This window comes from Mycobacterium sp. GA-1285 (genome assembly GCF_001499905.1).
GTDB lineage: Bacteria > Actinomycetota > Actinomycetes > Mycobacteriales > Mycobacteriaceae > Mycobacterium.
In genome coordinates, this window is the sequence record NZ_LQIS01000004.1 from 1 (window position 1) to 15,943 (window position 15,943).

Annotated in this window: 12 protein-coding genes; 5 read left to right on the forward strand and 7 right to left on the reverse strand. The window is 68.2% G+C overall.

What is annotated here, in order from left to right; all coding sequences use genetic code 11:
- Both AU193_RS03515 and AU193_RS03520 read left to right on the forward strand, forming a co-directional pair.
- Positions 1 to 828 (forward strand): APA family fibronectin-binding glycoprotein (locus AU193_RS03515; RefSeq protein ID WP_064421084.1); only part of this gene is annotated, 828 nt, incomplete at its 5' end.
- Between the two features lie 826 nt (positions 829 to 1,654).
- A complete protein-coding gene (locus AU193_RS03520) occupies positions 1,655 to 2,671 on the forward strand; it encodes a zinc-binding alcohol dehydrogenase family protein (RefSeq protein ID WP_172798204.1) in 1,017 nt (338 codons plus the stop codon).
- A gap of 26 nt (positions 2,672 to 2,697) precedes the next feature.
- On the opposite strand, the gene AU193_RS03525 is transcribed toward AU193_RS03520, so the two are convergent.
- Together AU193_RS03525 and AU193_RS03530 are read right to left on the reverse strand one after the other, a co-directional pair.
- Positions 2,698 to 3,459, reverse strand: coding sequence for a CPBP family intramembrane glutamic endopeptidase (locus tag AU193_RS03525; protein ID WP_064420976.1), 762 nt, complete (start codon positions 3,457 to 3,459; stop codon positions 2,698 to 2,700).
- A gap of 11 nt (positions 3,460 to 3,470) precedes the next feature.
- Positions 3,471 to 5,888, reverse strand: a complete 2,418-nt coding sequence (locus AU193_RS03530; protein WP_064421086.1) for a phosphoketolase — start codon at positions 5,886 to 5,888, stop codon at positions 3,471 to 3,473.
- Between the two features lie 100 nt (positions 5,889 to 5,988).
- Here AU193_RS03530 and AU193_RS03535 point away from each other — a divergent pair, with 100 nt between their 5' ends.
- Genes AU193_RS03535 through AU193_RS03545 form a run of 3 tightly spaced genes read left to right on the forward strand, consistent with a single transcriptional unit; the run spans position 5,989 to position 10,636 of the window.
- Positions 5,989 to 6,864, forward strand: coding sequence for a TIGR03619 family F420-dependent LLM class oxidoreductase (locus AU193_RS03535; protein WP_064420977.1), 876 nt, complete (start codon positions 5,989 to 5,991; stop codon positions 6,862 to 6,864).
- Complete coding sequence (locus AU193_RS03540) at positions 6,861 to 9,167, forward strand: CoA transferase (RefSeq protein ID WP_064420978.1); 2,307 nt, start codon at positions 6,861 to 6,863, stop codon at positions 9,165 to 9,167. Before AU193_RS03535 ends, AU193_RS03540 begins: the two co-directional genes overlap by 4 nt.
- Positions 9,167 to 10,636 carry an acetyl-CoA acetyltransferase gene (locus AU193_RS03545; protein WP_064420979.1) on the forward strand — a complete coding sequence of 490 codons (1,470 nt, stop codon included), beginning with the start codon at positions 9,167 to 9,169 and terminating at the stop codon, positions 10,634 to 10,636. Before AU193_RS03540 ends, AU193_RS03545 begins: the two co-directional genes overlap by 1 nt.
- 46 nt (positions 10,637 to 10,682) lie before the next feature.
- Here AU193_RS03545 and AU193_RS03550 read toward each other — a convergent pair whose 3' ends face one another.
- The 5 genes from AU193_RS03550 to lon form a co-directional block, all read right to left on the reverse strand.
- Positions 10,683 to 11,480 carry an SDR family NAD(P)-dependent oxidoreductase gene (locus tag AU193_RS03550; protein WP_064420980.1) on the reverse strand — a complete coding sequence of 266 codons (798 nt, stop codon included), beginning with the start codon at positions 11,478 to 11,480 and terminating at the stop codon, positions 10,683 to 10,685.
- A gap of 21 nt (positions 11,481 to 11,501) precedes the next feature.
- Positions 11,502 to 12,086, reverse strand: a complete 585-nt coding sequence (locus AU193_RS03555) for a hypothetical protein (RefSeq protein WP_064421087.1) — start codon at positions 12,084 to 12,086, stop codon at positions 11,502 to 11,504.
- 55 nt (positions 12,087 to 12,141) lie between these two features.
- Complete coding sequence (locus AU193_RS03560; protein ID WP_172798205.1) at positions 12,142 to 12,870, reverse strand: DUF72 domain-containing protein; 729 nt, start codon at positions 12,868 to 12,870, stop codon at positions 12,142 to 12,144.
- A 170-nt stretch (positions 12,871 to 13,040) separates the two neighbouring features.
- Positions 13,041 to 13,412 carry a TfoX/Sxy family protein gene (locus AU193_RS03570; protein WP_064420982.1) on the reverse strand — a complete coding sequence of 124 codons (372 nt, stop codon included), beginning with the start codon at positions 13,410 to 13,412 and terminating at the stop codon, positions 13,041 to 13,043.
- Positions 13,413 to 13,478: 66 nt separating this feature from the next.
- Positions 13,479 to 15,800, reverse strand: a complete 2,322-nt coding sequence (gene lon / locus AU193_RS03575) for an endopeptidase La (RefSeq protein WP_064420983.1) — start codon at positions 15,798 to 15,800, stop codon at positions 13,479 to 13,481.
- Positions 15,801 to 15,943 lie beyond the last annotated feature (143 nt).

The following is a 15,943-nucleotide window of genomic DNA, read 5'->3' on the forward strand; positions in this document are numbered from 1 at the left end:
CCTCCGCCGCCACCGCCGCCGGGAGCGCCCCCACCCGCTCCGGCACCAGGGGCGCCCGCTCCTGCTCCCGCACCCGGCGCGCCGGCGCCTGGTGCACCGGCGCCCGCGCCCGGCGATCCGGCCGCACCGGCCCCGTCGCCCGCCGATCCCGGCCGTGTCGACTCAGCGGCCGGTGGCCTCAGCTACGTGGTGCCGGCGGGGTGGAAAGTGGCCGATTCGACCCAGCTTTCCTACGGTCAGGTGTTGCTGACCAAAGACGCCCCCGAAGGCGCCGAGCCTCCCAACGACACCAGCATCCTGCTGGGCCGGCTCGACCTGAAGCTCTTCGCGGGCGCCGAGACGGACAACACGAAGGCCGCGCAGCGGTTGGCCTCCGACATGGGCGAGTTCTTCATGCCGTTCCCCGGCACCCGGGTCAACCAGGAGACCGTCGAGCTCAACGCCGACGGCATGCCGGGCGTCGCGTCGTACTACGAGGTGAACTTCACCGACACGAACAAGCCCACTGGTCAGATCTGGGCCGGCGTGGTCGGCAACCCGGTCGAACCCGGTACGCCGCGCGGTCAGCGCACACCCGAGCGGTGGTTCGTGGTCTGGCTCGGCACCGCGAACAACCCTGTGCCGAAGGAAGAAGCGGTGACGCTGGCCAACTCGATCCGGCCGTACACCCCGCCCGCGGCGCCGGCGGCCCCACCGGCCGACAATGCACCGCCGGCCGCGCCGCCTGCCCCGCCGGCCGCTCCCGACGGGCCTGAACCGCGTCCCGCGGTCGGCGTGCCCGTTCCGGTCGCGCCGGAGAACGCGCCCGGGATGACGCCTCCGGCCTGACGTCCGCTGGGTCCGCGGCATGACGCCCCGCACGGCAAGTGCGGCGTCAGCCGCTGACCGCGCAGGTGCGTCCCCCACTTCCGCTTGGACCGCAGGTGCTAGACGCTCGCGCAAACCGACGGCGCGAACGGAACTGGAATAGGTACGCACACTCCCACGGAGAAGTAAGGCGTGATATCCCCGTTCCATGCCGGAGGCGGTGGTGGCGGCGGTGCTGGTGGCGGCGGTAACTGCGCGACGACGCACGTATTCGAAAGGGTGTCGTACACCGTCCCCATTCCGCACTCCGCCGCCGTGGCGACTCCCGGAGCCGATACCACCGCTGCTCCGAGCGGAATGAATGCAACTGACACTGTGACTGCCCACCGATGATTGATGTTTCGCATGCGGGCTCTCCCCTCGGATCGTCACCCGACCCTTATCTCTGGGAGTCTAGGACTGCAGACGCCTCAGAGACAGGGGAATTTGACGCGGCAGTCAGCTCTTAGTGACCCAACCCACGGCGGCTGACCGTTGAGGTTGTTCGCGTCAGCCGTGAAGCACGGGAGATTACCGCCGAAGCCGAAAAAACCTACCGTCTGGCAACGCTGAAAGCTGCCGTCCAACCCGACTGGCAACCCACGTTGGCCGGGGCGGCGAAAGCAACACTGCTCGCTACCAGCGTTCCAATCGCAAAGCGACAACTGATTTCATTCCTCGCCCTTTCTTTTGGCAGTGCTGGAGGCCCGAGAGCCACGTCGACGGCGCCGCCGATGTCGTCGAGTTCAATGACAGCGAAAGCGGCCGCCCGGTGGTGCGTCGGTCACCGCGAGGCGACCATGTAGTGATGAGCGCCTCCACCATGACCGCCTGGCAGGTTCGGCGACCGGGACCGGTGACTACCCGGCCCATGGAGCGCGCGGACATCGCGATTCCGCGCCCGGGAGCCGGTGAGCTTGCGGTGGCCGTGCGGGCATGTGGTGTGTGCCGCACCGACCTTCACGTCGTTGAAGGTGATCTGCCCGTGCATCGGCCCGGGGTCGTACCGGGGCACGAGGTGGTGGGCGAGGTCGTCGAGGTGGGCAAGGACGCGAACGCGGAGTTCTCCGTCGGTGACCGCGTCGGTATCGCGTGGCTGCGACATACCTGTGGGCGATGCCGGTACTGCGTCAGGGGCGACGAGAACTTGTGTCCGGAGTCGCGTTACACGGGCTGGGATGCCGACGGCGGATACGCCGAATTCGCAACGGTCCCAGCGGCATACGCGCATCCGCTGCCCGCCGGCTATTCCGACGCCGAGCTGGCGCCGCTGTTGTGCGCCGGGATCATCGGATATCGCGCGCTTCTGCGCGCGGACCTACCGCCGGGCGGCCGGTTGGGCATATACGGATTCGGTGGCAGCGCACACCTGACCGCCCAGGTGGCCATCGCGCAGGGCGCGGAGGTTCACGTCATGACGCGCGGGGCTTCCGCGCGTGAACTCGCACTGAGCCTGGGGGCGGCATCGGCTCAGGGAGCCGATGAGCGTCCGCCCGTCGACCTCGATGCCGCGATCCTGTTCGCACCTGTCGGCGAGCTCGTCCTGCCGGCACTCGAAGCGCTCGATCGCGGTGGCACGCTTGCGATCGCCGGCATCCACCTCTCCGACATCCCGACGTTGAACTACCAGAGTCACCTCTTTCACGAGCGTCAGGTCAGGTCGGTCACCGCCAACACGCGCGCCGATGCCCGGGCCTTCCTGGCTTTCGCCGGTGAGCACCACATCGAGGTGACCAGCCCGCAATACCCGCTCGACCGGGCCGACGTCGCGCTGAGCGATTTGGCCGCCGGCCGCGTCTCCGGGGCCGCCGTGCTGGTCGTCTGACGCTCGACCGGCACGTGGCTCTGACGTCAGCTCAGATGCCACACGACCGCGGCGGCCAGGGCACCGAGCCCGTTCAGCGACCAGTGCAGCGCGATCGGCGCGATCAGGCTGCCGCTGCGGCGCCGCAGCCAGGTGAAGACGAAGCCCGCGACGCCGGTGGCGACCACCGCCAACGTCACCCCGGCAACGGTGCCCATCACACCTCCGCCGAAGATCCGGGTGAATCCGACGTTGCTTGCGGTCAGGCCCAGCGAAGTGGTGATGTGCCAGAGCCCGAACAACAGCGAGCCCGCCGCGGCGACACCGCGCCAGCCCCAGGCGCGGTCGAGCGCTCCGTGTAGCACCCCGCGGAACGCCAGTTCCTCGGGAATCACGGTCTGCAGGGGAATGATGACCATCGACGCGATGAGGGCGCCCGAGATCGTGGCGTAGTTGTTGTTCATGAACATCGGCCGCGTCCACGGGAGCAGCGCACCGATCGCGATGACCGACAACACCACCCCGGCGGCCCCCAGCGCGTAGCCGGTCCCGGACTTCCAGTGTTCACGGCTCAGGCCGAGTTCGGCCCACCCCAGGCCGCGGGAGCGCACCAGCGCCACCAACAACAGCGCCGCGGCCGGCACCGTCGCCACGCTGGCCCACGGCGTGGTGAAGTGCGCGATCAGGTTCGTCAGGGCCAACACCACCACGACCACCGCGATGTCGACGTAGGTGCGGAAGTGGTGCAGGGCGGAAAGCTGTTCGACCAGCGGGTGTGGGCGCTCGGCGAGGGCGGCGTGGTCGGACATGAAAAGCCAGTTTAGCGGCCGTGTTCGCTGAGGGTGTCCTGCGAGAGCGAGGGCGCCTGGTAATCCGGGTCCCACGTCCAACCGGAGATCGCCGGATCGTCCTCGCCGTGCTCGCGGGTGTAGCGCCGGGCCGCCAGCCGCGCGTCGGCCATCTCCTGGCGCAAACCGGCCACGCTGCTGCCCAGGCCCTCGACGCGGTCGATCACATCCATGACCAGATGGAACCGGTCGAGGTCGTTGAGCATCACCATGTCGAACGGGGTTGTCGTGGTACCGCGTTCCTTGAAGCCGCGCACGTGCAACTGCGCATGGTTGGCGTGCCGGTAGGTCAGCCGATGGATCAGCCAGGGATAGCCGTGGTAGGCGAAGATGATCGGTTTGTCGGTGGTGAAGATCGAGTCGAATTCACGCTCGGACAGGCCGTGCGGGTGCTCCGAGTCGGGTTGTAGCCGCATGATGTCGACGACGTTGACCACCCGCACCTTCAACTCGGGCAGCCTGCGACGCAGGATGTCGGCGGCCGCGACGGTCTCCAGGGTCGGGATGTCACCTGCGCACGCGAGCACCACGTCGGGTTCGCCCGTGGTGCTGCTGGCCCACTGCCAGATGCCGAGACCTCTGGTGCAGTGCGCGATCGCGGAATCCATGTCCAGGTAGTTCAGCGCCGGCTGCTTACCGGCGACGATCACGTTGACGTAGTGGCGGCTGCGCAGGCAGTGGTCGGCCACCGAGAGCAAGGTGTTGGCGTCCGGCGGCAGATACACCCGGACGACCTCCGGTCGCTTGTTGGCGACATGGTCGATGAAGCCGGGATCCTGGTGCGACGCACCGTTGTGGTCCTGACGCCAGACATGGGACGTCAGAAGGTAATTCAGCGACGCGATCGGCGCCCGCCATGCCAACTCGCGGCTGCTGTTGAGCCACTTGGCGTGCTGGTTGAGCATGGAATCGACGATGTGGATGAACGCCTCGTAGCAGTTGAACAGCCCGTGTCGGCCCGTCAACAGGTAACCCTCGAGCCAGCCTTGGCAGAGATGTTCGGACAACACCTCCATCACCCGGCCCTCCGGACCGAGGTTCTCGTCGTCGGGGGTCACCTCGGCCAGCCAGGTTTTGTCGGTCGCCTCGAGGGTTGCCGACAATCGGTTGGATGCGGTCTCGTCAGGTCCCATCAACCGGAACCGGTCGGAGTTGCGCGCGATGACGTCGCGCAGAAAGGTTCCGAGCACCCGCGTGGCCTCGGTCGATTCGGAGGCCGGCTCGTCGACCGGCACCGCGTAGTCGGTGAACGGCGGCATATCCAAGTCCTTGAGCAGGAGTCCGCCGTTGGCGTGCGGGTTGGCGCTCATCCGGCGTTGCCCGCGCGGGGCGATCGCGCGCAAGTCGGGTCGTAACGCGCCGTCCTCGTCGAACAGCTGCTCGGGACGGTAGCTGCGCAACCACGCTTCCAGCTGAGCGCGATGATCGGCGTTGGTGTGGGTGCCGGAGAGCGGAACCTGATGGGACCGCCACGTGCCCTCGACCTTCTTGCCGTCGACCTCCCGGGGGCCGGTCCAACCCTTCGGCGTCCTCAACACCACCATCGGCCACAGCGGACGGCCCCGCTCCCCATCGAGCCGTGCGGCGCGCTGGATCGCGGCGATCTGGTCGAAGGCCTCGTCGAACGCCGTCGCCAGCTGCTGATGCACGTTGGCCGGATCATCACCCGCCACCGTGATGGGCCGGTAGCCGTAGCCGAACATCAGCGACTCGAGCTCCTCCTGCGGAATCCGCGCGAGGACCGTGGGGTTGGCGATCTTGTAGCTGTTGAGGTGCAGGATAGGCAGCACCGCGCCGTCTGTTACCGGGTTGAGGAACTTGTTCGAATGCCAACTCGCTGCCAGCGGACCGGTCTCGGCCTCGCCGTCGCCGATGACACAGGCGACCACCAGGTCAGGGTTGTCGAACGCCGCGCCGTAGGCGTGCACCAGCGCGTAGCCCAACTCGCCGCCCTCGTGTATCGAACCGGGGGTCTCGGCGGCGACATGGCTGGGGATGCCGCCGGGAAAGGAGAATTGGCGGAACAGTTTTCGCATCCCCTCGGTGTCTTCGGAAATGCCCGAGTACACCTCGCTGTAGGTGCCTTCCAGATACGCGTTGGCCACCAGGCCAGGACCACCGTGCCCGGGGCCGGTGATGTAAATGACGCTGACGTCCCGGGCGCGGATGACACGGTTCAGGTGCGCGTAGACCAGATTGAGGCCCGGTGTCGTGCCCCAGTGGCCGAGCAATCGGGGCTTGACGTGCTCCGGCGCCAGCGGCTCACGCAGCAATGGATTGTCCAGCAGATAGATCTGGCCGACGGACAGATAGTTGGCGGCGCGCCAGTAAGCGTCGATCAGGTCGAGTTCATCGGCGGACAGCGTGGGAGACAAGGCCTGGGCAGTCATCTGGCTCATCATCGTCGGGACAGGTGAACGGGTCGTAACAGGTGAACGGGTTCCACTCCTGTACCCGATGCGCGTGAAGCTACCCATTAGCCTGTCTGGCGTGTTGGGATTCGCGGTGCCGCAGTTCGGGGAGTCCGCGCGAGCCGACCTCGCGCGCTACGCCGCCACCGCCGAAAGCCTCGGCGCGGATAGTCTCTGGGTGGGAGACCGTCTGTTGACGGCGGTGCACCCCAGCGTCGGCTACGCGGGTCAAGACACCATCCCCGGGCGGTTCCGCGCCGGCCTGGATCCGTTCATCGCGCTCGCGGTGGTGGCCACCGCGACGTCCCGCGTCCTGCTGGGCAGCAGCGTCTTCGTCGCACCGTGGTACCCGCCGGTGCAGCTGGGTCGCCAGCTGACCGCGATCGATGTGGTCAGCGCGGGCAGGCTCGTTCCCGGTTTCGGCATCGGATGGTCGCCGGAGGAGTTCTCGGCCGCCGGCGCACCGTTCCGCGGCCGCGGAGCGCAACTGGACGAGCTGCTCGATGCGCTCGAGCGGCTGTGGACCACGAATCCGGTCGAATACGACGGCAAGCGGTGGTCGATCCCGTTGTCGTGGGTGGACCTCAAACCGGTCCAGCAACCGCGTCCGCCGATCTATCTCGGCGGGTTCACCCCGGCGAGCCTGCGGCGCATCGGGGCACGCGCCGACGGGTGGCTCCCTGCCGTGCTGGTGCCTGGCGGCGTGCGGCCCGAGTTCCTCGCGACGCAGCGCAGCACGATCGACGCCGCCGCGCGCGAGGCCGGCCGGGACCCGGCGGCCATTCACACCTATGTGCGGATCAACGTCGTCGAGGGCACACCGATCGATGCGGTCGCCGAGGCGGTACGGTCGCTGGCCGACGCCGGTTATCCGGACGCCTTCGTCGACCTGATGTACGTGGCGGGTGACACCGACGACCACCTGCGGTGGGTCGAGGGCCTACTGGCGGCATGAGCGAACCACTTCTGGCATCGGTGCGGGTGCTCGACCTGGGCGGCGCCGAATCCGATGGCGTGAGCCGGCTGTACGCCGACCTCGGAGCCGATGTGCTCAAGATCGAGCCGCCGAATGGACGGTCCGACCGGCAGGCACTGCCGACCGTGGCCGGAGCGAGCGTGCCGTTCCGGTTGAACAACGCGAACAAGCGGTGCGCGGTTCTCGACCCCGACACCCCCGATGGCCGCCGGAGACTTCTGGACCTGGCGAGCACCGCCGATATCGTCGTCGACAGTGGAATCCCCAGTGGTGCAAGCGATTTCGGGACATCGTGCGCCGCGCTGGCGCAACAGTTCAACCACCTGGTCGTGCTGTCGGTCACGGACTTCGGCACCGAGGGCCCGTACGCCCCGTGGCGGGCCACCGACGCGGAGTTGTACGGTTTGTCGACGGCGCTGTCCCGTACCGGTCCGACCGCCGGCACACCGGTGCTGCCCCCCGTCGGACTGGCATCAGGAACCGCGGCGGCGCAGGCGGCGTGGGCGGCGTTGGCCGCCTACTACCACCGCTTACGCACCGGCGCTGGCGATTACATCGACTTCTCCCGGTTCGAGGCGGTGCTTCAGTCGTTGGACCCGCCGTTCGGGTCGGAGGGTCAGGCGGCTGTTGGTGTCAAGAAGACCGCCGAGATCTGGCGCGGCAGGCCACGAAACCAGAACATCTATCCGATCTTCGCCTGCAAGGACGGGCACGTACGGATCTGTCTGCTGTCCCCGCGTCAGTGGCAGGCGATGCGCGCCTGGCTCGGTGAGCCCGAGCAGTTCGCCGACCCCAAGTTCGACACGATCGCCGCGCGGTACGCGGCGTCTCGCGAACTCAACGCCCTGATCGGCGATTTCGTTGCACCGCAGACCATGGACGCCCTTGTCGCCGAGGGACAGGTGCGAGGGGTTCCCATCGCGGCGGTGCTCACCCCCACCGAGGCACTGGCCTCCCAGCACTTCCAGGCGGTCGGTGCGCTGACCACCGCCGAGTTCGCGCCGGGCGCTCAGGTGGTCGCGCCCGTGGGGCCGTTCGTCGTCGACGGGCACCATCGCGGTCTGAGGTGGCTGGCCCCCTCCCATGATGCTGACGAACCTGATTGGGCCACAACGTCATCGGTGGCGCCGTCGCGCGACACGGCCGCGTTGAAGCGCCCCTTCGAGGGGATGCGCATACTCGACCTCGGCGTCATCGTCGCCGGGGGCGAGCTCGGCAGGCTGTTCGCCGACCTCGGCGCCGAGGTGATCAAGATCGAGAGCGCTGCCTATCCCGACGGGCTGCGCCAGGCGCCGCCCGGTCAGGTGATGAGCAGATCCTGGGCCCTGACCCACCGCAACGAGCAGAGCCTGGGGCTCGACCTGCGGACCCCCGCCGGCGCCGGCCTGTTCTGCCGCCTGGTCACAGGGTCTGATGCCGTGTTCGCCAACTTCAGGCCGGGAACGCTTGCGTCGCTGGGGTTCTCCTACGACCGGCTGCGCGAACTGAATCCCCGCATCGTGCTCGCGGAGAGCAGCGCCTTCGGCGCGACCGGCCCGTGGAGCGCGCGGATGGGCTACGGACCGCTGGTGCGCGCCACGACCGGGGTCACCTCGTTGTGGGCGTCATCCGACGGCGGCTTCTACGACGCGACGACGATCTTCCCGGACCACGTGTCGGCACGGCTCACCGCGATCGCGGCGCTGGCGGCGCTGATCCGCCGCGACCGCACCGGTGAACCCGCACTCGTTCACGTCTCACAGTCCGAGGCCGCGGTGAGTCAACTCACGACGCGTTATGTCACCGAGGCCGCACGCGCGGCCGGCCTGCCCGTCGTCGACGACACCGTGTCACACGCCGTGTACCCGTGCGCCGGCGACGACGAGTGGTGCGTGATCTCGGTGCGATCCGCCACCGAGCATGCCGTGTTGGACTCCGTCACCGGCGGCGTCGACACCGCGGAATGGACCAGCGCCCGCGACAAGACCGCCGTGGCGCGCGCACTGCAGCACGCGGGTATCGCCGCCGCGCCGATGAACCGCGTCGTCGATGTGCCCGACGACCCGCAGGTGCGTTTCCGAAAGCTGTACTCCGACATGGAACATCCGCTGTTCGATGCGCCCATGCTGACCGAAACGGGCCCGGCGCCGTACACGAAGATTCCGCCCGCCCGGCTGAGGCCCGCACCGATGCCGGGGGAGCAGACCCGGGAGATCTGCAGTCAGATCCTCGACTTGTCGGTCGCGGAAACCGATCGGCTCATCGCCGACGGCACGCTCTTCGCTTATCCAGAAAGGCCGTGATGGAGCCCAGGACGCCGGTGTTGGTCGGCTACGGACAAGTCAACCAACGCGACTTTAGACCCGAAGTGTCACCGATCGAGCTGATGGTCACCGCCGCACGCAACGCAGCGGACCCGAGGGTCCTCGAGGCCGTCGACTCAGTGCGGGTTGTCAACCTCCTCTCGTGGCGGTATCGCGACCCGGGATTGCTTCTCGCGCAACGACTCCGCGCCGGCGAGGCCAGCACCCGCTACACCGGGGTCGGCGGTAACACACCGCAGTCGCTGGTCAACGAGGCCTGCCGGGACATCCAGAACGGGCGCGCCGAGGTGGTCCTGGTCGCAGGCGGCGAAACCTGGCGCACCCGTAGTCGGCTGCGCGCCAAAGGTCTCAGGCCCGACTGGCCGCGCCAGGACGAGTCCGTTCCGATGGCCGAAGGCGCCGATGAGGGAGTGCCGATGGCCGGTCCCGCCGAGATCAAGATAAGCCTGCACCTGCCCGTGTACGTCTATCCGATGTTCGAGCAGGCCTTACGGATCGCCGCAGGCGAGTCCGACGAAGAGCACAGGCGCCGGATCGGTGAACTGTGGGCACAGTTCAGTGCGGTCGCCGCCACCAACCCGCACGCGTGGGTTCGAGACGCGTTGCCGGCGGAGCAGATCTGGCAGGCCGGTCCGAGCAACCGGATGATCAGCTGGCCCTACCCGAAGCTGATGAACTCCAACAACATGGTCGATCAGGCGGCGGTGCTCGTACTCACCTCGGCCGAGAAGGCCACGCGCCTGCAGATCCCCCGGGACCGCTGGGTGTTCCCGTACTCGGGCAGCGACTCGCACGACACCTACACGATCGGCGAGCGGGCCGAGTTCTACACGTCGCCCGCGATCAGGATCGGGGGGCAGCGCGCCCTGGAGCTGGCCGGGGTCGGCATCGACGATATTCAACTGGTCGACGTCTACTCGTGCTTCCCTTCGGCGGTTCAGGTCGCCGCCAACGAACTTCGCCTCCCGATCGCGGATCCCGCCAGACCGTTGACCGTGACCGGCGGGCTCACCTTCGCGGGCGGACCGTGGAACAACTACGTGACCCACTCGATCGCGACCATGGCCGAACGGCTCGTCGCCGCTCCCGGAGCGCTGGGGTTGATCACCGCCAACGGCGGATACCTCACCAAGCACAGTTTCGGCGTCTACGGCACCGAGCCCCCACCACACGAGTTCCGTTGGGAGGACGTGCAATCGGAGGTCGACCGCGAGCCGACCCGGACAGCGCTCGTCGACTGGGCGGGGGTCGGCACCGTGGAGACATGGACGACTCCGTTCGACCGCGAGGGCTCTCCGGAGAAGGCGTTCCTCGCGGTTCGCACGCCCAACGACTCACGGGTACTGGCGGTCATCCCCGATGCGGCGGGCGCGGCGGCGACCGTCGCCGACGACATCGCGGGCGCAAAGGTCCGGGTCAACTCGGACGGAACGGCCGCATTGCTATAGACGGAACGGCCGCATTACTGTAGACGGAACGGCCGCCTTGCTGTAGTCAGTCGATGTCTGCCAGCAGCGCATCGACGCGTCGTCGGGCCGCCTGGGTCGCGCCCGGCCCGACGACGGCATGTACCCGGCCGGCCTCCACGGCGGCGATCGCGGCATCGGCGACGACGGCGGGGCTGATCGCACCGCGCATCGCGTCGTCGTCGCGGTCGTTGGGGACGCTGACCGCTCCCGGCGGGGTCAGCCGCGCCGAGTTGGGCCCAAGGGGTGTGTCGACCATGCCCGGGCACAGCACGGTAGCACCCAAAGCACTTGACACTGAACGCAGTTCGATGTCGAGTGTCTCTGTCAACCCGACGACGGCGTGCATGGTCGCGTTGTACGGCCCGAGGTGGGGTAGCGGGATGAGCCCGCCCGCGGACGCGGTGTTGAGAAAGTGCCCGGACCGTTGCGCGATGAACAGCGGAGTGAACGCCTTCACCCCGTGCACGACCCCCATCAGCTTGACGTCGATCAGCCACCGCCACGTCTCGATGCGCTGCTCCCACACCGGCGTCTGTTCGCACACCACGCCGGCGTTGTTGCACACCAGATCGACGCGCCCGAATCGGTTCAGGGTGTGCGCGGCCAGCGCATCGACATCGGCCGCGTCACGCACGTCGACGCGCAGTCCGGTCACCGCTCCGGAATGGCCGGACAGTGCGTCGGCCGCCGCGGGTATCGCCTCCTCGCGGATGTCGGCGATCACCACGTCGACCCCGCGGCGCACCAGATGCGCGGCGAGCGCGAAACCGATCCCGCTGGTTCCGCCGGTGACGACGGCTACTTTCCCGGCGTCGATCCTCATGCCGGCCCGCCTTCCTCATCGCTACGGTGCGTTGACGGGCACCTCGGTGTACTTCGGCGCAAAGCCCTCGGGGGAGAAGGTGAATCCCTTGCCGGTCGCCTCGCTCATGCACGAGACACCAGCCTCCTGGACATTGCAGCGGAACCCGGCGACAGCCAGAATCCGGTTGAACGGAAGCACCTTGGCGCCCTCGGAGACGAACTCGGGGTGTGCTAGCGCGACGAAGCGGGGATCATCGTCGCGCTCGATCACGACCGCGTTCGGTGCGACCTGCTCGCCGGCGGCGTTGCGCACCGTGTCGGGTTCGCCGGTGATGTTCATCTCGGACTGCGGGGCGGTGGCCGATTGGCAGCCGGCCTTGTCACGCGGCACGATGGCGCACGCCCAGCGTCCACTCGGGGTGGTGAAGTAGTACACAGCCGACCCTGCCGGATGCGCGACGTAGTCGAATGCGTCGATCAGGTGCGCACTGTTCGGCGCTGGGGGCGGTTCCGTGGTCGTGGAGGTCGGTGTCGCCACGAACGGTTCATCGGTGGTGACGATCCGCTCGGCCGAGCAGCCCGCGATCAGGATCGCGGCCGCCGACATCAGACATACAACTCGCATCTCGGCACCCAAGCGTGCCGGAACACCGATTTCGTCCGCGCGGCGGGGTGGCGGTTCAGGGGGCGAGCATCGCCTTGAGCGTCTGCGCGTTCCACACCGCGTGCCCACCCAGGTCGTTGTTGAAATAGACCAGGATCCGCTTGCCTTCGCTTTCCCACGCCGCGATCCGCTCGGCCCAGAGCCGCAACTCGTCGTCGGGGTAGGACCCCGCGTACATCGAATTCTGGTCGGGACCGTGCATCCGGATGTAGACCAGTTCGCTGGTCGCCCGCGGCACACAACGCAAACCCGCCCCGCTCATCACCACATACGCGGCGCCGTGCCGCTCCAGCAGAGCGTAGACGGCGGGGTCGTCCCAGGAGGAATGCCGCAACTCCATGGCCACCGGAATCCGATCTGGCATCAGCTTAAGGAAGTGCTCCAGGCGGGCATCGTCGCGCTCGAGCTCCGGATGCAATTGGACCAATAGGGCTTCACTGCGGTCGCCCAACAGTTTCCAGCACCGGTCGAAGCGCTCGACCCAGGGCTCCGGTTCGCGCAGGCGCCGGTAGTGCGTCAGGCCGCGCTGGGCCTTGACCGACATCGTGAACCCGTCTGGCAGCCGCTGCCGCCAGCCGGCGAACGCGCTGTCCTTCGGCCAGCGGTAGAAGCTGGCGTTCAGTTCGACGGTGTCGAATTCCTCGACGTAGCGGGCCAATCGTTTGGCCGCCGGCATGCCCGCGGGATACAGCACATCCTTCCAGTGGTCGTAGGACCATCCGGACGTGCCGATCCGGATCACCACCGCTTCATCCCCGCGCCGACACTGTCTCGCGCAGCTCGTCGTCGAGCGACACCTTCACCAGGGCGGAGCAGAGCATTGCACACCCAGCCGGGGCCCCCGCGGCGAATTCATCGCTGTCGCTTGGCAATCCCAGCTTGCGCGCGTCCTCGGCGAGGCGTTTGACCGGCTTCTCAGGAGCTGCGGCGTCCACGTCGGCTCGCGTACCCGCGCTCTTTGGGGGGCAAACTCCTCGCATAGTCCATCCCACGGCTGACCCACGGTCGCAGTTGGCGCTTGGTTTCGAGCCCGGCGCTGGACACCCGCAACCATCCGCGCATCTGCCTGCCCCGCATCACCATCGGTGCGACGTGTTCGCGCGACAACAACTTCGCGGTCTCCTCGGGCCGCACCCGCACCATCAACCCGCCTTGACCGCTGACCACCACCGCCATGTTGCCGTCGACCAGAAACGCCAACCCGCCGAACATCGGCTTCTCCTCGACGCCTTGTTCACCGCTGAGCAGTTCGCGGACGCGGTGAGCGAGGTCCTCGTCGTATGCCACGCCACGACGGTAGCGCTCAGGGTCGTGATCCGTTGCCAGACCACGACCCTGAGTGCAATCTCGCCGTCAGGCGGCCGCGGTGGCCGCCATCTCTGCGGGCTGCAGCGACTGCGCGACGATGTCCGCGACATCGGTCATCGGCTTGACCTCCAGCGAGTCGAGCACGTCGGCCGGGACGTCATCCAGGTCGGGCTCGTTGCGCTGCGGGATGAAAACCGTTGAGAGTCCGGCCCGTTGCGCTGCCAGCAGCTTCTGCTTGACGCCGCCGATGGGCAACACCCGGCCGTTCAACGTGACCTCACCGGTCATCCCGACGTCCGCACGAACCTGCCGGCCGGTGGCCATCGACACCAACGCGGTCACCATCGTCACACCCGCCGACGGACCGTCCTTCGGCACGGCGCCCGCGGGAACGTGCACGTGGATCCGGCGGTCCAGCGCCTTGGGGTCGACGCCCAACTGCTCGGCGTGCGAGCGCACGTAGGACAGCGCGATCTGCGCTGACTCCTTCATGACCTCGCCCAATTGCCCGGTCAGCTGCAGCCCGGGCTCACCGTCGGTCGCGCCGGCCTCGATGTAGAGCACATCGCCGCCGAGGCCGGTGACCGCCAGCCCGGTGGCCACCCCCGGCACCGCCGTGCGTTCGGCCGACTCCGGCAGGAAGCGCGGACGCCCAAGGTAGTCAACGAGATCCGGCTCGTCGATCGTGACGCCGGCGATGTCGCCGGAAGCCAGCTTCGTCGTCACCTTGCGCAGCGCCTTGGCCAGCAGCCGCTCGAACTGACGCACCCCCGGCTCGCGGGTGTAGTCGGCGGCGATCTTGCGTAGCGCTGCCTCGGTCACGGTCACCTCGTCCTCGGTCAGCGCCGCCCGCTCGCGCTGTCGGGGCAGCAGGAAGTCGCGGGCGATGGCGACCTTGTCGTCTTCGGTGTAGCCGTCGATCTGCACCAGTTCCATGCGGTCCAGCAGGGCGGACGGGATGTTCTCGATGACGTTGGCCGTCGCCAGGAACACCACGTCCGACAGGTCCAGGTCGAGGTCCAGGTAGTGGTCGCGGAACGTGTGGTTCTGCGCGGGGTCCAGGACCTCGAGCAGCGCTGCCGCGGGGTCACCGCGGAAGTCGGAGCCGACCTTGTCGATCTCGTCGAGCAGCACGACGGGGTTCATCGAACCCGCCTCGCCGATGGCCCGCACGATGCGACCCGGCAACGCGCCGACGTAGGTGCGGCGGTGACCGCGGATCTCGGCCTCGTCGCGCACGCCGCCGAGGGCGACGCGAACGAACTTGCGCCCCAACGCCCGAGCGACGCTCTCACCCAGCGAGGTCTTGCCGACACCGGGCGGGCCGGCCAGTGCCATCACCGCACCGGAACCGCGACCGCCCACGACCTGCAACCCTCGTTGGGCCCGGCGCGCCCGCACGGCCAGGTACTCGACGATGCGGTCCTTGACGTCCTCGAGGCCGTGGTGGTCGGCGTCCAGGATCGCCCGCGCCGTCTTCAGGTCGGCGGAGTCCTCGGTGTGGACGTTCCACGGCAGGTCGAGCACGGTGTCCAACCAGGTGCGGATCCAACCGCTCTCCGGGCTCTGATCACTCGCACGCTCGAGCTTGCCGACCTCGCGCAGCGCGGCCTCGCGCACCTTCTCCGGCAGGTTCGCGGCCTCGACGCGACCGCGATAGTCATCGGAGCCGTCGGGTTCGCCCTCGCCGAGTTCCTTGCGGATGGCATTGAGCTGCTGGCGCAGCAGGAATTCCTTCTGCGTCTTCTCCATGCCCTCGCGCACGTCTTCGGCGATCTTCTCGCTGACCTCGACCTCGGCCAGCTGAGCACCCGTCCACTCGATCAGCGCACGCAACCGCTCGGCCACGTCCGGCGTTTCGAGCAGCTGGCGCTTCTGCACCTGGGTCAGGTAGGACGCATACCCGGCTGTGTCGGCCAGCGCCGACGGATCGGAGAGCTGGTTGACGAAATCGATGATCTGCCAGGCCTCGCGGCGCTGCAGCATCGCCAGCAGCAGCTTCTTGTACTCGGCCGCGAGCGTGAAGGTCTCCTCGGTCGCTTCGGTCTCGTCGACCACCGTGACCTCGACCCACAGTGCAGCGCCGGGCCCGGTGGCGCCGGCGCCGATGTGCGCGCGGCTCTCGCCCCGCACGACCGCGGCGGGGCCGCCGACCATCCGCCCGACCTGCACGATCGAGGCCAGCACGCCGTACGAGGGGTAGCGATCCCCGAGGCGGGGAGCGATCAGCAGTTCTCCGGACTCGCTGGCGCGGGCGGCGTCGATAGCGGCGCGCGCGGCCTCGTCGAGCTCGATCGGCACAACCATCCCCGGCAGCACGATCGACTCGCTCGAGAACAAGACCGGAACTGTCTTGGCTTCAGCCATCAATCCTCCAAAGTTTGAGTCTGTTGCGCTCAACCTTTAGATGGGCTGATTTGTTCCCGCATGCGTCGGGCGGCGTTCGTAGCTACCCCGAACGGCAGGAAGCCTGCCGTTCGGGGGAAACGGCAGGCTCCCTGTTGTGGGTG